Raw genomic sequence first — 19,299 nt, forward strand, 5'->3', positions numbered from 1 at the left:
GAGCATGGAGACATGCAGACGCAGTATCTCGACGCCTACGACCGCCAGCTCCGCACAGGGCCGGAGACCGCGCACGCGGAGCGGGTCGTGCAGCTCGGACCGCTGAGCCTCGCGACCTTCCACGGCGGGCGAGGCTTCATCACGTACGCGGGCCTCGGGGGAGCGGATGCCGACGGCATCCGCGAGCTGGTGGAGGGAGCGCTCGCGCACTTCGCCGACAGGGCGCAGGTCGCGGAGGTGGAGTGGAAGACCCGAGGGCACGACACGGCTCCCGGTCTCCACGAGGCCCTGCTGGCAGCGGGATTCGTGCCGGAGGAGCCGGAGTCGATCATGATCGGCGAGGCCGCTCTGCTCGCCGAGGACGTCGTCATCCCCGGTGAGGTGACGATCCGTCGCGCGCTCTCGGAGGACGAGGTGCGCGCCGCCGGCGAGATGCAGGGACGCGTCTTCGACGATGCGGACTGGCGCTCGCGCGCCGAGTCGCTGATCGAACGCATGCGCGTCGACGACACGGTGGAGCTGTGGATCGCGGTCGTCGACGGCGAGGTGGTCAGCGCGGGGCGGTTGGAGCCCGTCGCAGGCACCGAGTTCGCCGGTCTGTGGGGCGGCTCGACCCTCGAGGAGTGGCGGGGCCGCGGCATCTATCGCGCGCTCACCGCCGAGCGGGCCCGATCCGCTCTGGCCCGCGGCGTCCGCTACCTGCAGTCGGACTCGACGGAGTTCTCCCGCCCGATCCTGGAGAGGTCGGGATTCGTGAAGGTCTCGACCACGACGCCCTACGTGTGGGCGCGCCCGGCGGACTGATCCGAGCGCTCCCGCCGGCGCCGCGCGCGGCGCCTCACCGCAGCCACGATGACCACGATCAGGCCGACGAGCAGCACCGCTGCGAGGACGGGGATCACGATCGCGGCGGCCGCGAGGGCGAAGGAGGCTCCGTCCTCTGCGGTGCTGAGGACGGGCGCGGCGAGTCCTCCGGTCGTGGCGTTCGCGGCGACGCGCGCCGTGGCCTTGACGACGTGGACGACGAGCGCGATCGCGATGCCGACGACGACGGGGACCCAGGTGTTCTCGGAGAAGAACGACGCGGGATCGTCGACGGCGATCGTCTGCGCGCTGGAGCCGGCGCCGAACGCGATGCCACCAGCCGCAGGCCGCAGGATGCTCTGGATGACGTCGTTCACCGAGTCGAGCGCGGGGATCTTGTCGGCCACGATCTCGAGCAGCAGGAGCGCTCCGATGATCCACAGTGCGAGATCGCCCGACAGCCACGACCAGGTGGGTGGGAGCTGCACCGCCGGCAGCACGCGGTCGGCGAGACCGAGCAGGAACAGCGGCATCCAGGCGTTGAGGCCGGCGGATGCCGCGAGGCTGGTGCCGATGACGAACTCGATCACCCTCTCAGACTAGGCGGAGCCGGCCTCGATGTCCGTGGTCCCGCCTACGCTGGAGGTATGCAACCCACGCGCAGTGTCCGTCCGTTCGAGGTCATCAGCGAGTACGTCCCGGCCGGTGATCAGCCGAAGGCGATCGCCGACCTCGCCGCGCGGATCAACGCGGGCGAGACCGACATCGTGCTGCTCGGCGCAACCGGCACCGGAAAGTCGGCCACGACGGCGTGGCTCATCGAGCAGGTGCAGCGTCCGACTCTCGTGCTGGCGCACAACAAGACGCTCGCAGCGCAGCTCGCCAACGAGTTCCGCGAGCTCATGCCCAACAACGCCGTCGAGTACTTCGTCTCGTACTACGACTACTACCAGCCAGAGGCCTACGTGCCGCAGACGGACACCTTCATCGAGAAGGACTCGTCGATCAACTCCGAGGTCGAGCGGCTGCGGCACTCGACGACGAACTCGCTGCTCAGCCGTCGCGACGTCGTCGTCGTGTCGACCGTGTCGTGCATCTACGGCCTCGGCGCTCCGGAGGAGTACCTCCGTGCCATGGTCGCCCTGCAGGTGGGGGAGCGCTACGACCGCGACGCCCTGATCCGCCAGTTCATCGCGATGCAGTACAACCGCAATGACGTCGACTTCTCCCGCGGCAACTTCCGGGTCCGCGGAGACACGATCGAGATCATCCCCGTGTACGAGGAGCACGCGATCCGCATCGAGCTCTTCGGCGACGAGATCGAGGCGCTGTACTCCCTGCATCCGCTCACGGGCGAGGTCATCGAGAAGCTCGACGCCGTGCCGATCTTCCCCGCATCCCACTACGTCGCCGGCACCGACGTCATCCAGCGCTCCATCGGCACGATCGAGGCGGAGCTGGAGGAGCGGCTCGCCGAGTTCGAGAAGCAGGGCAAGCTCCTCGAGGCCCAGCGCCTGCGCATGCGGACGACCTTCGACCTCGAGATGCTGCAGCAGCTCGGATTCTGCTCCGGCATCGAGAACTACTCGCGCCACATGGACGGGCGCGAGGCCGGGGAGCCGCCGCACACTCTGCTCGACTTCTTCCCCGACGACTTCCTCCTGGTCATCGACGAGTCGCACGTCACCGTGCCGCAGATCGGCGCGATGTACGAGGGCGACGCCTCGCGCAAGCGCACGCTCGTCGATCATGGCTTCCGTCTTCCGAGCGCCATGGACAACAGGCCGCTGCGGTGGGACGAGTTCAAGAACCGCATCGGTCAGACCGTCTACCTCTCGGCGACCCCGGGCAAGTACGAGATGGGCATCGCCGACGGCGTGGTCGAGCAGATCATCCGCCCCACCGGACTCGTCGACCCGCACATCATCGTGAAGCCGTCGAAGGGGCAGATCGACGACCTCCTCGAGGAGATCAGGATCCGCGCCCAGAAGGACGAGCGCGTCCTCGTCACCACCCTCACCAAGAAGATGGCCGAGGAGCTCACCGACTTCCTGGGCGAGCACGGGGTCCGCGTGCGCTATCTGCACTCCGACGTCGACACGCTCCGACGAGTGGAGCTGCTCAGCGAGCTCAGGGCGGGCGTCTACGACGTGCTGGTCGGCATCAACCTTCTTCGCGAGGGTCTCGACCTGCCAGAGGTGTCGCTGGTCGCGATCCTCGATGCCGACAAGGAGGGTTTCCTCCGCTCGGGGACCTCCCTGATCCAGACGATCGGGCGCGCAGCCCGCAACGTCTCCGGCGAGGTGCACATGTACGCCGACAACATGACCGACTCGATGGCTAAGGCGATCGAGGAGACCGATCGGCGCCGCGACAAGCAGATCGCGTACAACACCGAGCACGGGATCGATCCGCAGCCGCTGCGCAAGCGGATCGCCGACATCACCGAGGTGCTCGCCCGCGAGGGGGCCGACACGGCCGACATGATGTCGAGTCGAGGACGTGCCACGGGCAAGGGCAAGTCGCCGACGCCGAACCTGCGACGCACGGGCATCGCGGCCGAAGGAGCGCTGCAGTTGGAGGCGACCATCCAGGATCTCTCTGATCAGATGCTGGCCGCCGCTGGAGAGCTGAAGTTCGAGCTCGCCGGGCGACTTCGCGATGAGGTGCAGGATCTGAAGAAGGAGCTGCGCGCCATGGAGCGCGCCGGACACGCCTGATCGGCGGAGATCTGGACAGAGCGCGAGAGGGCACGGCCTCTCACCGGCTCGACGAGGAGAGGCACGCGATGGACGCGGCAGGAGAAGAGCTCGCCGATCGCATCCGTGCGCTCATGGGAGCGGATCCGTCGATCGAGGAGAAGCGGATGTTCGGAAGCCGGGCTTTCCTGATGGACGGCCGCATCCTGGTGGGTGCGCGCAAGGGCGGGGTGCTGCTGGTGCGGGTGTCGGAGGAGCAGGGCGCCGCGCTGGCGGTGAGGCCGGGAGTCGCCAGGGCCGTGATGGGCGCCAAGACGATGAGTGCGAGCTGGCTGGACGTCGACGTCGCCACCGTGGCCGATGACGACGCGCTCATGTTCTGGATCGACGCCGCCAGGGAGGACTCGGCGGGTCGCCCATGAACGCGCCGTCGTGCGAGAGGCCGCGCGAGTTCAGGGGCAGTGCATGAGGGGCTTCGGGCCCGAGCGGTCGATCTCGTGCTCCGTCATCGGCGCGCCGCACAGCGGGCACGCACGTTCGGCGCGTTCGGCGGCGCTGGGCGGCGGCGTCTTCTCGTACGGGCCCACCGAGGCGGGGCCGGCGAAGCGGATCAGGTTCGTGTTGAACCAGGCGTAGAGACCGCCCGCCTCGCGGATACGGGTGCGAAGGGGAGCGCGGTCGGAGTTCGTTGCCATGTTCATTAGTGTACTAACTATTAGTGCCTATGTATACTCGGAGCCGTGACGGCATCCGATGACCTGCTCAAGCTCGAGAACCAACTGTGCTTCGCCGTGGTCACGGCCGCGCGCAACGTGGTGGCGATCTACCGTCCGATCCTCGAGCCCCTCGGCCTCACGCACCCGCAGTATCTCGTCATGCTCGCGCTCTGGGAGCGGGCGCCTCGCACCCTCGCCGACCTCGCCGCCGATCTCGCCATGGAGCCGGCCACCGCGTCGCCGCTGGTCAAGCGCCTCGAGGCGGACGGACTCGTCACCCGACAGCGCAGCCCGCAGGACGAGAGGCGGCTGGAGATCGCGCTGACGGATGCCGGCGCCGCGCTGCGGGAACGGGCCCTCGACGTTCCGCATCAGGTCATGGCCGCCGTCGACATGGACATCTCGCAGGTGTCCGTCCTGAGAGACGGCCTGTCGGCCTTCGCGGGTCGGCGCGTCACGGAGCTGTCCGGGGCCTAGCCGTCGGCGGTGCCCCGCCACGGAGGAGGAGCGCACCGAGGCCGCCGGCGGAGCCGATGTCCGTGGCCCCTCGTAGACTTGACCGGTGCCTATCGTCCCGGTTGCAACCCCAGGAAAACTCAGTGTTCGCGGTGCCCGCGTGCACAACCTCAAGAACGTCGACATCGACATCCCGCGCGACTCCCTCGTCGTGTTCACCGGCCTGTCCGGCTCCGGGAAGTCCAGCCTCGCGTTCGACACGATCTTCGCAGAGGGGCAGCGCCGCTACGTCGAATCGCTGAGCGCGTACGCGCGCCAGTTCCTCGGGCAGGTGGACCGCCCAGACGTCGACTTCATCGAGGGGCTGAGCCCCGCGGTGTCGATCGACCAGAAGTCGACCAACCGCAACCCGCGCTCCACCGTGGGCACGATCACAGAGATCTACGACTACATGCGTCTGCTGTGGGCGCGCATCGGCATCCCGCACTGCCCGGAGTGCGGAGAGAAGATCCAGCGTCAGACCGTGCAGCAGATCGCCGACCAGCTCATGGAGCTCCCCGAGCGCACCCGCTATCAGATCGTCGCGCCGGTCGTCTCGCAGAAGAAGGGCGAGTTCGTCGACCTGTTCCGCGAGCTGGGGGCCAAGGGCTACTCGCGCGCGATCGTCGACGGCGACCTGATCCAGCTCGCCGAGCCGCCCACGCTGAAGAAGAGCTACAAGCACGACATCGCCGTCGTCGTCGACCGCCTCGTGGCCGCTGATGACATCCTCGGCCGCGTCACGGACTCCGTCGAGACCGCCCTCGGTCTCGCTGGCGGGGTCGTGCAGGTCAACTTCGTCGACGAGGAGGGCGACGGCGCCTGGCAGTCGTTCTCGGAGAAGCTCGCATGCCCCAACGGCCACGCGATCACGCTCACCGAGATCGAGCCGCGGACCTTCTCGTTCAACGCGCCGTTCGGCGCGTGCCCCGCGTGCTCGGGTCTCGGCACGCGCATGTCGGTCGACATCGATCTGATGCTCGGCGACGAGGAGCTCTCGATCCGCGAGGGCGCCATCATCCCCTGGACCACGCAGGGCAAGGGACTGTTCCAGTACTACGAGCGGCTTCTCGAGGGGCTCGCCTCCGACCTCAACTTCTCGCTCGACACACCATGGCAGGATCTGCGCGTCGACGTGCAGGATGCGATCCTCCGCGGTGAGAACTACAAGGTCACGGTCAAGTGGAAGAACCGGTACGGCCGCGAGATGCGCTACGCCTCCGGATTCGAGGGCGTCGTGCCCTACATCGAGCGGCAGTACGCGCAGGCGGAGTCCGACACGCAGCGGGCCCGCTGGGGCGAGTACCTCCGCGAGGTGCCGTGCCCGGTGTGCGACGGCAACCGCCTCAAGCCCGAGGTTCTCGCGGTGCAGGTGCACGGACACTCGATCGCCGAGGTCTCGCACCTCAGCCTCGCCGATGCGCGTGAGTTCATGGGCACGCTCACACTCACCGACCGCGAGGCGAAGATCGCCGCGCAGGTGCTGCGCGAGATCCGTCTCCGCCTCGACTTCCTGCTGCAGGTCGGTCTCTCGTACCTCAACCTGAGCCGATCCGCAGGGTCGCTCTCCGGCGGCGAGGCGCAGCGCATCCGGCTCGCGACGCAGATCGGCTCCGGCCTCACCGGCGTGCTGTACGTGCTCGACGAGCCGTCCATCGGACTGCACCAGCGCGACAACCGCCGGCTCATCGACACGCTGCTCAAGCTCCGCGATCTCGGCAACACCCTCATCGTCGTCGAGCACGATGAAGAGACCATCGAGGCGGCCGACTGGGTCGTCGACATCGGCCCCGGCGCCGGCGTCAACGGAGGAGAGGTCGTCCACTCCGGGCCGTACTCCGCGCTGCTGAGCGAGTCCGCGTCGATGACGGGGGAGTACCTCTCCGGACGCCGCGAGATCCCCGCCCCGAAGAAGCGCCGCAAGATCGACAAGAAGCGGATGCTGAGCGTCGTCGGAGCGCGGGAGAACAACCTCAAGAACGTGAACGCCGACTTCCCGCTCGGCCTCCTCACCGCCGTGACGGGTGTGAGCGGTTCGGGGAAGTCGTCGCTCGTCAACGACATCCTGTACCAGGTGCTCGCCTCGCGCCTCAACGGAGCGCGCACGGTCCCCGGCAAGCACACCCGCGTCTCCGGCCTCGACAACCTCGACAAGGTCGTGCATGTCGACCAGGCGCCGATCGGGCGCACCCCGCGGTCGAACCCGGCGACCTACACGGGCGTGTTCGACCGCATCCGCACGCTGTTCAGCGAGACGCCGGAGGCGAAGGTGCGCGGCTACCAGCCCGGGCGCTTCAGCTTCAATGTCAAGGGCGGACGCTGTGACGCCTGCTCTGGCGACGGCACGATCAAGATCGAGATGAATTTCCTCCCCGACGTCTACGTCGACTGCGAGGTGTGCCACGGCAAGCGGTACAACCGCGACACCCTGGCCGTGCACTACAAGGGCAAGAACATCGCCGAGGTGCTCGAGATGCCGATCGCCGAGGCCGCCGAGTTCTTCGAGCCGATCCAGGCGATCCACCGCTACATGAAGACGCTGGTCGACGTCGGCCTCGGCTACGTGCGGCTGGGGCAGTCCGCGACCACCCTGTCGGGCGGCGAAGCGCAGCGCGTGAAGCTCGCGACCGAGCTCCAGCGTCGCAGCAACGGACGCAGCATCTACGTGCTCGACGAGCCGACGACAGGTCTGCACTTCGAAGACGTCCGCAAGCTCCTCGAGGTGCTGAACGGACTCGTCGACAAGGGCAACACGGTCATCGTCATCGAGCACAACCTCGACGTCATCAAGTCGGCGGACTGGGTCATCGACCTCGGCCCCGAGGGCGGCTCGGGCGGTGGTGAGATCCTCGCGGTCGGCACGCCGGAGCAGATCGCCCGCGTCGAGGAGAGCCACACCGGTCAGTTCCTCGCGGAGATCCTCGGCGACGGGCGGGCGGCTCGGAAGGCCAGCTGATGGCCGACGTGCTGCCGTACAAGCCGCGGACCGGTGAGATCCCCACCGACCCCGGCGTGTACAGGTTCCGCGATGCGGAGGGGCGCGTGCTCTACGTCGGCAAGGCGAAGAACCTGCGCCAGCGTCTCTCGAACTACTTCGCCCCGCTGCGCACCCTGCATGAGCGCACCAGGCGGATGGTGACGACGGCGGCGTCGGTGGAGTGGACGGTCGTGTCGACCGACGTGGACTCCCTGCAGCTGGAGTACATGTGGATCAAGGAGTTCGATCCGCCCTTCAACGTGCGCTACAAGGACGACAAGTCCTACCCCTTCATGGCGGTGACCCTCGGAGACGAAGCTCCTCGCGTGATCGTGACCCGCAACCGCAAGATCGCCGGCGCGCGCTACTTCGGTCCGTACCCCAAGGTGTGGGCCGTGCACGACACGATCGACCTGATGATCAAGGTCTTCCCCATCCGCACGTGCAGCGACGCCAGTTACAAGCGCGCCATGCAGACGGGGCGTCCCTGCTTCCCCGGGCAGATCGGCAAGTGCGGCGGACCGTGCTCGATGACGGTCACGATCGAGGAGCACCGTGCCATGGTCGACGACTTCGTCGCCTTCATGGCCGGGGGCGATGAACGGTTCACGAAGGACCTGACCGCGAGGATGCTCGCCGCATCCGCAGCCATGGACTACGAGGCCGCGGCGAAGTACCGCGACCGGCTCTCCGCGATCGAGGCCGTGCTCGGCAAGAGCGCTCTCGTGCTCTCGCCCGACGAGGACGCCGACCTGTTCGGGATCGCGGAGGACGAGCTGTCGGCGGCTGTGCAGCACTTCGTTATCAGAGGAGGTCGGGTGCGAGGCGTCAGGGCGCTGGCGCTCGACAAGGAGATCGACATCTCCGGTGCGGAACTCGTCGATCAGGTGCTGCAGCGCGCCTACGGCGATGCCCAGGACGTGCCCCGCCGCATCCTGGTGCCGACGCTGCCCGACGACGCGGCGGAGCTGGAGCTCTGGCTCAGAGAGCGCCGCGGCAAGAAGGTCGAGATCGCCGTCGCTCAGCGAGGGCAGCGTGCCGACCTCATGCGCACGGCGACGCTGAACGCGCAGCAGGCGCTGATCAGGCACAAGACCAGACGCACCAGCGACTACGTCGCTCGCACGCAGGCGCTCACCGATCTGCAGGACGCCCTGGGAATGGCGGATGCTCCGTTGCGTATCGAGTGCTACGACATCTCGCATCTGAGCGGCACGAACGTCGTGGCGTCGATGGTCGTCTTCGAGGACGGCCTCCCACGCAAGGACCAGTACCGCTCGTTCAACATCGCAGAGACGACCGACGACACCGACTCGATGTACCAGGTGCTCACCAGGCGCCTCGCCTACCTCGACAGGCCGGAGCCTCTGGAGGACACCGAGGGTGAGGAGACGACCGGGCGCAGGAAGCCGCGTTTCGCGTACCCGCCGCAGCTCCTGCTCGTCGACGGAGGTCAGCCGCAGGTGGAAGCCGCCGCGCGGGCGCTCCGCGACTCGGGGCACACCGAGATCGCGGTCTGCGGCATCGCCAAGCGCCTGGAGGAGATCTGGCTGCCCGGCGAGGACTTCCCGGTGATCCTCCCGCGCACGAGCGAGTCCCTGTACCTTCTCCAGCGTCTCCGCGACGAGGCGCATCGTTTCGCGATCACGCACCAGCGAAAGCGCCGGCGCAATGACATCACGACGATCCTCGCCGAGGTCCCAGGGCTCGGCGCTGCCCGCATCAAGGTGCTGCTCAAGCACTTCGGTTCGGTCACCGCGCTGCGTGCGGCGCAGCCGGGGGAGATCGAAGAGGTCCAGGGCATCGGCCCCGTGCTCGCACAGAGCATCCACACGCATCTCTCCACTCGCTAGGCTGGTGACGGCGGGGGAGAAGGAGCAATGATGGCAGACGGGGACAAGGGCGAGTTCCTCATCGTCACGGGGATGTCGGGCGCGGGGCGCACGACCGTCGCGAACGCACTCGAGGACCTCGGCTGGTACGTCGTCGACAACCTCCCACCGCAGATCCTGCGGCCCCTCCTCGACCTGACCGACATGGGCGGTGATGCGCTTCCGAAGATCGCCGCCGTGGTCGATGTCCGCGGTCGCAACCTCTTCGACGACTTCCCCGGGGTCGCGCGCGCGCTGCGCTCGCGAGGATCCGTGCGTGTGCTGTTCCTCGACGCCTCCGACGACGTGCTCGTGCGTCGATTCGAGTCGGTCCGCCGGCCGCATCCGCTGCAGGGCGACGGCACGCTGCTCGACGGCATCCGCATCGAGCGCTCGCGTCTCGCGGCGATCCGCGAGGCGGCGGATCTCGTGATCGACACGTCCTCGCTGAACATCCATCAGCTCGCGACCCAGGTGTCCGACCTGTTCTCCGAAGAGGGCGCCGCCCGCCACCGCGTGACGCTGATGAGCTTCGGCTTCAAGTACGGTCTGCCCACCGACGTCGACCTCGTCGCAGACATGCGCTTCCTGCCCAATCCGTTCTGGAACGAGGAGCTCCGCGGACAGACCGGTCAGGATGAGGCGGTGCGAGACTACGTGCTCTCGCGGGAAGGGGCGACGGAGTTCCTCGACGCCTACACTGCCGCCCTCACGCCGGTCCTCGAGGGTTACCAGCGCGAGAACAAGAGCCACTCGACCGTCGCCATCGGATGCACCGGCGGAAAGCACCGCTCGGTCGCCATGGTGGAGGAGCTCGCTCGACGCCTCGCGGCGGTCCCCGGAGTCGCCGTCAGCGTGCGTCACAGAGACCTGGGCCGGGAGTAGCCGAGCCGCAAAGCCGGGTAGGCTGGAGGTTTGCGTCGCGACCCGGCGCGTGAACGTGAAGGAGTCCCGTGGCACTAACCACCGACGTCAAGGCTGAGCTGGTCAGCATCCGCAATGCACCCCCCACGGTGCGTGTCGCGGAGGTCACCGCCATCCTCCGGTTCGCCGGCGGACTGCACTCGATCGCCGGCCGGGTGGCCGTCGAAGCCGAGGTGGATGCGGAGGTGCTCGCACAGCGCGTCGCCAGGGACCTCGCGGAGATCTACGGCGTGCGCCCGGAGATCGCCCAGGTGCAGTCGAGCACCGCGAACGACGGCGCCCGCTGGGCCGTGCGCGTGATCGCCTCGGGGGAGACCCTCGCACGCCAGACCGGTCTCCTCGACCAGCGCCGTCGCCCCGTGCGCGGCCTGCCGAACCGTCTGACCACCGGCTCCCGCGCGGAGGTCTCCGGACTGTGGCGCGGAGCCTTCCTCGCTGCAGGTACGCTCAGCGAGCCCGGCCGTTCCGCGATGCTCGAGGTGTCCTGCCCCACGTCCGAGGCCGCCATGGCCCTCGTCGGCGCCGCGCACCGTCTCGGCGTCGCCGCGAAGGCCCGCGAGGTCCGCGGGATGCCGCGCGTCGTCGTCCGCGAGGGCGAGGCGATCCGCACGATCCTCAGCGAGATGGGTGCTCAGCGCACCGCCGTCGCCTGGGAGGAGATGCGTCAGCGCCGCGAGGTGCGGGCCGGCGTGAACCGCCTCGTGAACTTCGACGACGCGAACCTCCGCCGCTCCGCGCAGGCCGCCGTCGCCGCGTGCGCGCGCGTGGAGCGCGCACTGGAGATCCTCGCCGATGACGTGCCCGACCACCTCAAGGTCGCCGGCGAGCTGCGCCTGGCGCATCGCGATGCGAGCCTCGACGAACTCGGCCACCACGCCGAGCCTCCCATGACGAAGGATGCCGTCGCAGGGCGCATCCGCCGACTCCTCGCGATGGCCGACAAGCGCGCGCAGCAGGAGGGCATCCCCGGTACCGAGGCCGCCGTGCCGGCAGGACTCGACGTCTGATCTCACGACCGACGAAAGAGAGCCGACCCCGACGGGGCCGGCTCTCTTTCGTCATACGGCGGAAGGAACGGGTCCCTCGCCGCGTTGTCGTCAGTAGGATGAAAAGCGTCCGCTCCGCACCGCACTTCGGTGGCGCGGAGGATCGGCAAGCGCCGCGGCGCGGCGCGGATTGGATGAAAGCGAAATGGCGACCTACACGCTCCCCGACCTTCCGTACGACTTCGCAGCCCTCGAGCCGCACATCAGCGGCAAGATCATGGAGCTGCACCACGACAAGCACCACGCGGCCTACGTCGCCGGTGCCAACGCCGCGCTCGACGGTCTCGCTGAGGCCCGTGAGACCGGAAACCTCGCGAACGTGAACAAGCTCGAGAAGGACCTCGCGTTCAACCTCGGCGGTCACGTCAACCACTCCATCTTCTGGACCAACCTGTCGCCGAACGGCGGAGGCGAGCCCGAGGGCGAGCTCCGCGCCGCCATCGACGAGTTCTTCGGCTCCTTCGAGAAGTTCCAGGCGCACTTCACCGCGAACGCCCTCGGCATCCAGGGCTCCGGCTGGTCGGTGCTGAGCTGGGACTCGATCGGACAGCGACTGATCATCCAGCAGCTGTTCGACCAGCAGTCGAACACGGCTCAGGGCACGGTCCCGATCTTCCAGCTCGACATGTGGGAGCACGCCTTCTACCTCGACTACCTGAACGTGAAGGCCGACTACGTCAAGGCCGCCTGGAACATCGCGAACTGGGAGAACGTCGCACAGCGCTTCGATATCGCCCGTGAGAAGACCGCTGGCCTGCTGGTACTGTCGTAAACAAGACGGGCGTCCCGATGGACTCTTCGCCCGTCGGGACGCCGTTGTCCATGCTCTCTCTAGTTGAAACCGCGCGCGAGCGCATAAGAAATCAGGAGACCTGAGTGTCTGTCAAGATCGGTATCAACGGCTTCGGCCGCATCGGACGCAACTACTTCCGCGCGGCTCTCGCGCAGGGGGCTGACCTCGAGATCGTCGCGGTCAACGACCTCACCGACAACAAGACGCTGGCGCACCTGCTGAAGTACGACTCGGTCGGAGGCGTCCTCGACGCCGACATCAGCTACGACGACGACAGCATCACCGTCAACGGCAAGGAGATCAAGGCGTTCGCTGAGCGCGACCCCGCCAACCTCCCGTGGGGCGAGCTGGGCGTCGACATCGTGATCGAGTCGACCGGCTTCTTCACCAAGGCGGAGCTGGCCAAGAAGCACATCGAGGCCGGCGCCAAGAAGGTCCTGATCTCGGCTCCCGGCACGGGTGTCGACGGCACGTTCGTCATGGGCGTGAACGAGGACACCTACAACCCGGAGACGGATCACATCATCTCCAACGCCTCCTGCACGACCAACTGCCTCGCGCCGCTGGCTCAGGTGTTCAACGACGCGTTCGGCATCGACCGCGGCTTCATGATGACCGCGCACGCCTACACGGCCGACCAGAACCTGCAGGACGGCCCGCACGGCGACCTGCGCCGCGCACGCGCCGCCGCGATCAACATCACCCCGGCCTCCACCGGTGCCGCCAAGGCGATCGGCGAGGTGCTCCCGGAGCTCCAGGGCAAGCTGAGCGGCTCGTCGTACCGCGTTCCGGTTCCCACCGGCTCGATCGTCGACCTCACGCTGATCACCGACCGCGAGGACCTCACGGTCGACGAGGTCAACGAGGCCTACAAGAAGGCCGCTGCCGAGGGTCGCCTCGCCGGCTACCTGCAGTACAACGAGGACCAGATCGTCTCCAGCGACATCGTGCACAACCCGCACTCCTCGATCTTCGACGCGACGCTGACCAACGTCAGCGGCAACCTCGTCAAGGTCTCGAGCTGGTACGACAACGAGTGGGGCTACTCCAACCGTCTCGTCGACCTGACCGAGTACGTCGCCGAGCGTCTCTGAATCTCAGACACATGACTCTGCGCACCCTGGACTCACTGGGTTCGCTCGAGGGCAAGCGCGTCATCGTCCGTTGTGACCTGAACGTCCCCCTGCGGGACGGGGTCATAACGGACGATGGGCGTGTACGCGCCTCGCTGCCGACCCTCAACGCCCTCATCAACGCCGGCGCCCGCGTCGTCGTCTGCTCGCACCTCGGTCGTCCCGACGGTGCACCCGACCCGCAGTACAGCCTGGAGCCGGTCGCGCAGCGACTGTCCGAGCTGCTCGGCGCTCCGGTCGCGTTCGCGCGCGACACGGTCGGCGAATCCGCGAAGGATGCCGTCGCCTCGCTCGAAGACGGCGGCGTCGTCGTCATCGAGAACCTGCGGTTCAACGCGGGGGAGACCTCCAAGGACGACGAGATCCGCGGCGCGTTCGCGGCGCAGCTCGCCGAACTGGGCGACGTCCTCGTCTCCGACGGCTTCGGCGTCGTGCATCGCAAGCAGGCCAGCGTCTACGATCTCGCCGAGATCCTGCCGTCGGCCGCCGGTCTGCTGATCGCTGCCGAGCTCGATGTGCTCGACCGCCTCACGGAGAACCCGGAGCGTCCGTACGCGGTCGTCCTGGGTGGCTCGAAGGTCAGCGACAAGCTCGGCGTCATCTCGCACCTGCTCCCGCGCGTCGACCGCATCCTCGTCGGAGGCGGCATGCTGTTCACCTTCCTCAAGGCTCAGGGGCACGACGTCGCCTCGAGCCTCCTGGAGGAGGACCAGCTCGACACCGTTCGCGGATACATCGCCGAGGCGGCGGAGCGCGGAGTCGAACTCGTGCTCCCCACCGACGTCGTGGTGGCCTCGGCCTTCGCCGCGGATGCCGCGCATGAGATCGCTGCGGCCGACGCGATCGAGGACACCGCATTCGGCGCCTCGGGAATCGGCCTCGACATCGGTCCGGAGACCGCCGCGAGGTTCGCGGAGGTCGTACGCGGCTCGAAGACGGTGTTCTGGAACGGCCCGATGGGCGTGTTCGAGTTCCCGGCCTTCGCCGGTGGCACCAAGACCGTCGCGCAGGCTCTCACCGAGGTCGACGGACTCAGCGTCGTCGGCGGCGGCGACTCCGCAGCGGCCGTGCGCCAGCTCGGCTTCGCCGACGACCAGTTCGGTCACATCTCGACCGGCGGCGGCGCCAGCCTCGAATTCCTCGAGGGCAAGAAACTACCCGGACTCACCGTCCTGGGATGGGAGTGACATCGTGGCGACGAACAAGCGCACCCCGCTGATCGCGGGAAACTGGAAGATGAACCTCGACCACCTGCAGGCGGTCGCCTTCGTCCAGAAGCTGCACTGGACGCTGAAGGATGCGAAGCACGAGGACGGGTCCGTCGAGGTCGCGGTCTTCCCTCCGTTCACCGACATCCGCAGCGTGCAGACGCTGATCGACGCCGACAAGATCCCGTTCGCCCTCGGCGCGCAGGACGTCTCGGCGCACGACTCCGGCGCGTACACGGGCGAGGTCTCGGGCGCGTTCCTGGCCAAGCTCGACACGAAGTACGTCATCATCGGCCACTCCGAGCGCCGTGAGTACCACGCGGAGTCGGACGATGTCGTGGCCGCGAAGGTGAAGGCCTCGCTGAAGAACGGACTCGTTCCGGTCATCTGCGTCGGCGAGACCGCGGAGGACCTCGAGAAGTTCGGTGCGAGCGCGGTTCCGGCCGGGCAGCTGGAGGCAGCGCTCCAGGGCGTCTCGAAGGATGCCGACATCGTCGTGGCCTACGAGCCGGTCTGGGCCATCGGCTCCGGCCAGGCGGCGACGCCGCAGCAGGCGCAGGACGTCTGCGCCGCTCTGCGCGGTGTGATCGCGAAGGTCCTCGGCGACGAGGCCGCCGCGCGCACGCGCATCCTCTACGGCGGTTCGGTCAAGTCGGCGAACATCGCCAGCTTCATGCGCGAGCCCGATGTGGACGGCGCTCTGGTCGGCGGGGCGAGCCTCGTCGTCGACGAGTTCGCCGCGATCATCCGGTTCGAGAAGCACGTCGGAGTGTGAGTTGTGGCGGGGCTCCGGCCCCGCCGCACCGTATACTTGACCGTTACGGGGGCAGTCGTGCCCCAGCGAAAGGCTCTTCCTCGTGGAAATTCTCGAGTTCGTCCTGCAGGTCGTGCTGGGCATCACCAGCGTCCTGCTGACCCTCCTCATCCTGCTCCACAAGGGTCGCGGCGGCGGCCTGTCCGACATGTTCGGCGGAGGCATGTCCTCGGCGGTCGGCTCGTCCGGTCTGGCCGAGCGGAACCTCAACCGCTTCACGGTCGTCCTGGCGCTGGCCTGGTTCGTGGCGATCGTCGCGCTCGGCCTCATCACCAAGTTCGAGGTGATCTGATGGCTACCGGCGGCAACGCGATCCGAGGCACCCGGGTCGGCTCCGGCCCGATGGGCGAGCAGGACCACGGCTATCACGCAGACCGCATCGCGGTCTCCTACTGGGACGGACTCGGCAACGAGACCGTCCGCTACTTCGCCGCAGGTCTCCCCGAAGAGGAGATCCCGGAGATCATCGATCACCCGCAGTCGGGTCTGCCGGCCGGTCGAGACAAGGAGAACCCTCCTGCTCTCGCCAAGACCGAGCCCTACAAGACCCACCTGGCGTACGTGAAGGAGCGACGCACCGACGAGGAAGCCGTTCAGCTCCTCGAGGACGCCCTGACACAGCTGCGCGAGCGCCGGGGTCAGTAAGACCCCGGTTCCTTCGCGAGAGGCCGCCACGACGATCCGTCGTGGCGGCCTCTCGCGTCGTCGGGCTCGGTCCACGGTCAGGTCGGTGCGATCACCGGCATCCGGCAGCGGCGTCGATGTACGACTGCGGGGGATAGCCGTAGGCCCAGACCCCGTTCGCGTCGTCCGTGTACCCCATGCTGATCGCCCAGGCCGTCGCCCACTTCTCGATGCTGTCCTGGGTGGACGAGTCGTACATGTCCTCGCACTTGACGCTGATCGCGTGGCCGACCTCGTGCGCGACGAGCGACTTGCTGCTGTAGGAGGGCCACCGTTCCGCCACCGAGTTCGAGAGCTCGATCACCGCGCGTCCTGGCGTGTCCCACCACCAGGTGGTGAGTCCGCCCATGCTCCCGCTGCCTCCGGCTCCGCTGACGATGGGGTTCCAGTCGAACTCCAGGAGCACGCCGGGCGCCAGCGAGCGCGCGAACGCCTCGATCTCCAGCCGTTTCGACAGCAGCGGCCCCGCCTTCTCGGCCAGCTCGGCCTGCTCGGACGAGACGACCAGGGCGGCGGCGCTCTGCAGGGAGGCGAGCGACGTCGCGGCGCTGGCGTCGATGCCGGTCGCCGCGGACGCCTTCGCCGCCGCATCGCGGAGAGCGATCACCGCATCGTTCTTCGCCGAGGGATGCGCGGCCTCGAATCCGGCGGCGGTCGATGCCGCCGTCGTGAGCAGCGTCAGACCGGCATCCGACAGCGCCGTCTGCGCCTCGTCGATCGCCGGCGTCTCATCGGCGAGGTCGTCTGCCAGATCGTCGAGACCGTCGCGGTCGTCTGCGAGCCGATCGGACACGGCGAAGAGCTCCCAGAACCAGGTGGGCTTCTCGCCGGGCTCGGGGATGCGCGAGTCCAGGACGTCCTCCGCGTCGGATGCGGCGGCCTCCGCTCCGGACACGGCAGCGGCGAGCGCGTCCTTCGACGCGGAATCCACCAGTGTCCCGTCATCGCTCTGGATCAGTTGGGAGGCGTAGCCGGTGGCCGACTGCAGGTCGTCGGTGTCCGCTCGCACCTCGGCGATGGTCTCGCGTGTCGTCTGCACTGCGGCGTCGTACCGCTCGGCGGCGTCGTCGTAGTTCAGATTCGCACCCAGCTGAGCCGCGGCGAGTCCGCCGGCGACGACGAGAGCTCCGACGACCCCGAGCACCGGTCCCGTGCGCCTTCTCCTCGGACGGGTCGGGGCGACGGGCGCACTGGAGAAGAGGAGCGGAAGGTCATGTGCGCCGCGCAGAGGGGAGTCCGGGTCGGTCACGGCATCCCTCCCTGTAGAAAAGGTCCTCGCCGTGGGCGAGGACCTGATCAGATCGAGGGGGTGACGGGAATCGAACCCGCGCAATCAGTTTGGAAGACTGAGACTCTACCATTGAGCTACACCCCCGACGCGGGCCATTGCTGGCGCCGCACCGACTCATCGATCATAGCGGACAGTCAGGGGTGCTCTTGTCCGTTAGACTCGATGGGGCTGAATCTGCGCGCGGATTCCCCGGGGCGTAGCTCAGTTTGGTAGAGCGCCCGCTTTGGGAGCGGGAGGTCGCAGGTTCAACTCCTGTCGCCCCGACACGGCTTTCTCAAGCCTCAGCGCCGCGATTCAGCGCGGAAACTACAAGGAGAACAAACCAGCATGGCGAACAGCACCGTCGAGAAGCTGACCCCGACCCGGGTCAAGCTCAGCATCACGGTCACCCCGGAAGACCTCAAGCCCAGCATCGCCCACGCCTACGAGCACATCGCTCAGGACGTGCAGATCCCCGGCTTCCGCAAGGGCAAGGTCCCTGCTCCCATCATCGATCAGCGCATCGGCCGCGGTGCGGTCATCGAGCACGCGGTCAACGAGGGCCTCGACAAGTTCTTCCGTGACGCCACGGTCGAGCACAAGGTCCGCGTCGTCGGCCGCCCGTCGGCCGAGATCACGCAGTGGCCGAACGAGAAGGACTTCTCGGGCGACCTGCTCGTGGACATCGAGGTGGACGTCCGCCCCGAGATCGAGCTGCCCTCCTACGACGGCATCACCCTGACGGTCGACGCCGTCGAGGCCGACGACGCGGCTCTCGACGAGGAGCTCGAGAAGCTGCGCGCCCGCTTCGGCACGCTCGTCCCCGTCGACCGCCCCGCAGCGAAGGGCGACTTCGTCGAGCTCGACCTGGTCGCCACGATCGACGGCGCCGAGATCGACCGCGCGGAGGGCGTCTCCTACGAGGTCGGCTCCGGCGAGCTGCTCGAGGGCATCGACGACGCGATCGAGTCGCTCACCGCCGGTGAGGACACGACCTTCCGCTCCGCCCTCGTCGGCGGCGACCACGCCGGCTCCGAGGCCGAGGTCTCCGTGACCGTCAAGGCCGTCAAGGAGCGCGAGCTCCCCGAGGCCGACGACGACTTCGCGCAGATCGCCAGCGAGTTCGACACGATCGCCGAGCTCCGCGCGAGCCTGGCCGAGCGCGTCTCGCAGCAGGGCGTCTTCACGCAGGGCTCCGCCGCTCGCGACAAGCTCGTCGAGACGCTGCTCGAGAAGATCGAGATCCCCGTTCCGCCGCAGCTCATCGAGGACGAGGTGCACAACCACCTCGAGGGCGAAGGCCGCCTCGAAGACGACGTGCACCGTGCCGAGGTCACCGAGGCGAGCGAGAAGCAGTTCCGCACGCAGGTGCTGCTCGACACCATCGCCGAGCAGGCTGACGTGCAGGTCTCGCAGGAGGAGCTCTCGCAGTACCTCGTGCAGTCCGCTGCGCAGTACGGCATGGCGCCGCAGGAGTTCGTCGAGGCGCTGCAGTCGTCGAACCAGCTGCCCGCGCTCGTCGGCGAGGTCGCCCGCAACAAGGCCCTCGCGATCGCCCTGGGCAAGGTCAAGGTCGTCGACACCAACGGCAAGGCCGTGGACCTGAGCGACTTCGTCGTCGTCGACGACGAGACTTCGGACGAGGAGGCTCCCGCCGAGGAGAAGCCTGCGAAGAAGGCTCCCGCGAAGAAGGCTCCGGCCAAGAAGGCTCCGGCTGACAAGGCCGACGCCGCAGCGGAGGACAAGCCCGCCGCGAAGAAGCCGGCCGCCAAGAAGGCTCCGGCCAAGAAGGCCGCCGACAAGGCTGAGTGATCGAACGATCACGAGAAGGGGCGGATGCTGCGGCATCCGCCCCTTTTTCATCA

At 68.0% G+C, this 19,299-nt stretch carries 18 protein-coding genes and 2 tRNA genes; 16 read left to right on the forward strand and 4 right to left on the reverse strand.

What is annotated here, in order from left to right; genetic code table 11:
- The first annotated feature begins 12 nt into the window (after nt 1-12).
- Complete coding sequence (locus MRBLWH10_RS05345; RefSeq protein WP_341941907.1) at nt 13-804, forward strand: GNAT family N-acetyltransferase; 792 nt, start codon at nt 13-15, stop codon at nt 802-804.
- Here the strand turns inward: MRBLWH10_RS05345 and MRBLWH10_RS05350 are convergent.
- Nucleotides 777-1,394 (reverse strand): DUF4126 domain-containing protein, encoded by a 618-nt coding sequence (locus MRBLWH10_RS05350; protein ID WP_341941908.1) that lies wholly within the window; start codon nt 1,392-1,394, stop codon nt 777-779. The two genes, MRBLWH10_RS05345 and MRBLWH10_RS05350, sit on opposite strands and share 28 nt — an antisense overlap.
- Nucleotides 1,395-1,451: 57 nt before the next feature.
- Here MRBLWH10_RS05350 and uvrB point away from each other — a divergent pair, with 57 nt between their 5' ends.
- Nucleotides 1,452-3,524, forward strand: coding sequence for an excinuclease ABC subunit UvrB (uvrB, locus tag MRBLWH10_RS05355; RefSeq protein ID WP_223586271.1), 2,073 nt, complete (start codon nt 1,452-1,454; stop codon nt 3,522-3,524).
- A 68-nt stretch (nt 3,525-3,592) separates the two neighbouring features.
- A complete protein-coding gene (locus MRBLWH10_RS05360) occupies nt 3,593-3,925 on the forward strand; it encodes a TfoX/Sxy family protein (RefSeq protein ID WP_341941909.1) in 333 nt (110 codons plus the stop codon).
- A gap of 30 nt (nt 3,926-3,955) precedes the next feature.
- On the opposite strand, the gene MRBLWH10_RS05365 is transcribed toward MRBLWH10_RS05360, so the two are convergent.
- The gene (locus MRBLWH10_RS05365; RefSeq protein ID WP_341941910.1) at nt 3,956-4,204 is read right to left on the reverse strand and encodes a hypothetical protein; all 249 of its coding nucleotides are present in this window, start codon (nt 4,202-4,204) and stop codon (nt 3,956-3,958) included.
- 39 nt (nt 4,205-4,243) lie between these two features.
- Between MRBLWH10_RS05365 and MRBLWH10_RS05370 the strand changes: the two genes are divergently transcribed.
- From MRBLWH10_RS05370 to MRBLWH10_RS05420, 11 genes are all read left to right on the forward strand, one after another.
- Nucleotides 4,244-4,696: a MarR family transcriptional regulator gene (locus MRBLWH10_RS05370; RefSeq protein ID WP_105674407.1), complete on the forward strand. Its 453-nt coding sequence runs from the start codon at nt 4,244-4,246 to the stop codon at nt 4,694-4,696.
- Nucleotides 4,697-4,781: 85 nt separating this feature from the next.
- A complete protein-coding gene (gene uvrA / locus MRBLWH10_RS05375; protein ID WP_341941911.1) occupies nt 4,782-7,670 on the forward strand; it encodes an excinuclease ABC subunit UvrA in 2,889 nt (962 codons plus the stop codon).
- Nucleotides 7,670-9,544, forward strand: a complete 1,875-nt coding sequence (uvrC, locus tag MRBLWH10_RS05380) for an excinuclease ABC subunit UvrC (protein ID WP_341941912.1) — start codon at nt 7,670-7,672, stop codon at nt 9,542-9,544. The genes uvrA and uvrC overlap by 1 nt, the downstream gene beginning before the upstream one ends.
- A 30-nt stretch (nt 9,545-9,574) precedes the next feature.
- Nucleotides 9,575-10,447, forward strand: coding sequence for an RNase adapter RapZ (gene rapZ / locus MRBLWH10_RS05385; protein WP_341941913.1), 873 nt, complete (start codon nt 9,575-9,577; stop codon nt 10,445-10,447).
- Between the two features lie 68 nt (nt 10,448-10,515).
- A complete protein-coding gene (gene whiA / locus MRBLWH10_RS05390; RefSeq protein WP_105674413.1) occupies nt 10,516-11,493 on the forward strand; it encodes a DNA-binding protein WhiA in 978 nt (325 codons plus the stop codon).
- 184 nt (nt 11,494-11,677) lie between these two features.
- On the forward strand, nt 11,678-12,304 hold the full coding sequence (locus MRBLWH10_RS05395; RefSeq protein ID WP_105674415.1) for a superoxide dismutase: 627 nt from the start codon (nt 11,678-11,680) through the stop codon (nt 12,302-12,304).
- 104 nt (nt 12,305-12,408) lie between these two features.
- Nucleotides 12,409-13,419, forward strand: a complete 1,011-nt coding sequence (gene gap / locus MRBLWH10_RS05400) for a type I glyceraldehyde-3-phosphate dehydrogenase (RefSeq protein WP_105674417.1) — start codon at nt 12,409-12,411, stop codon at nt 13,417-13,419.
- Between the two features lie 11 nt (nt 13,420-13,430).
- Complete coding sequence (locus MRBLWH10_RS05405; RefSeq protein ID WP_105674419.1) at nt 13,431-14,645, forward strand: phosphoglycerate kinase; 1,215 nt, start codon at nt 13,431-13,433, stop codon at nt 14,643-14,645.
- Between the two features lie 4 nt (nt 14,646-14,649).
- On the forward strand, nt 14,650-15,441 hold the full coding sequence (gene tpiA, locus MRBLWH10_RS05410) for a triose-phosphate isomerase (protein WP_341941914.1): 792 nt from the start codon (nt 14,650-14,652) through the stop codon (nt 15,439-15,441).
- An 82-nt stretch (nt 15,442-15,523) separates the two neighbouring features.
- Nucleotides 15,524-15,772 carry a preprotein translocase subunit SecG gene (secG, locus tag MRBLWH10_RS05415; protein ID WP_067352826.1) on the forward strand — a complete coding sequence of 83 codons (249 nt, stop codon included), beginning with the start codon at nt 15,524-15,526 and terminating at the stop codon, nt 15,770-15,772.
- Nucleotides 15,772-16,125 (forward strand): RNA polymerase-binding protein RbpA, encoded by a 354-nt coding sequence (locus tag MRBLWH10_RS05420; protein WP_105674423.1) that lies wholly within the window; start codon nt 15,772-15,774, stop codon nt 16,123-16,125. The genes secG and MRBLWH10_RS05420 overlap by 1 nt, the downstream gene beginning before the upstream one ends.
- Before the next feature lie 91 nt (nt 16,126-16,216).
- Here the strand turns inward: MRBLWH10_RS05420 and MRBLWH10_RS05425 are convergent, their stop codons facing one another.
- Nucleotides 16,217-17,413 carry a hypothetical protein gene (locus tag MRBLWH10_RS05425; protein ID WP_341941915.1) on the reverse strand — a complete coding sequence of 399 codons (1,197 nt, stop codon included), beginning with the start codon at nt 17,411-17,413 and terminating at the stop codon, nt 16,217-16,219.
- A 55-nt stretch (nt 17,414-17,468) separates the two neighbouring features.
- A tRNA-Gly gene (locus MRBLWH10_RS05430) sits at nt 17,469-17,539 on the reverse strand.
- A gap of 106 nt (nt 17,540-17,645) precedes the next feature.
- Between MRBLWH10_RS05430 and MRBLWH10_RS05435 the strand changes: the two genes are divergently transcribed.
- Nucleotides 17,646-17,719: transfer RNA gene (locus MRBLWH10_RS05435), tRNA-Pro, on the forward strand.
- A 63-nt stretch (nt 17,720-17,782) separates the two neighbouring features.
- On the forward strand, nt 17,783-19,246 hold the full coding sequence (gene tig, locus MRBLWH10_RS05440; protein WP_341941916.1) for a trigger factor: 1,464 nt from the start codon (nt 17,783-17,785) through the stop codon (nt 19,244-19,246).
- Nucleotides 19,247-19,299 lie beyond the last annotated feature (53 nt).

The sequence above is a fragment of the Microbacterium sp. LWH10-1.2 genome, assembly GCF_038397765.1.
In the GTDB taxonomy this organism is placed as follows: domain Bacteria; phylum Actinomycetota; class Actinomycetes; order Actinomycetales; family Microbacteriaceae; genus Microbacterium; species Microbacterium natoriense.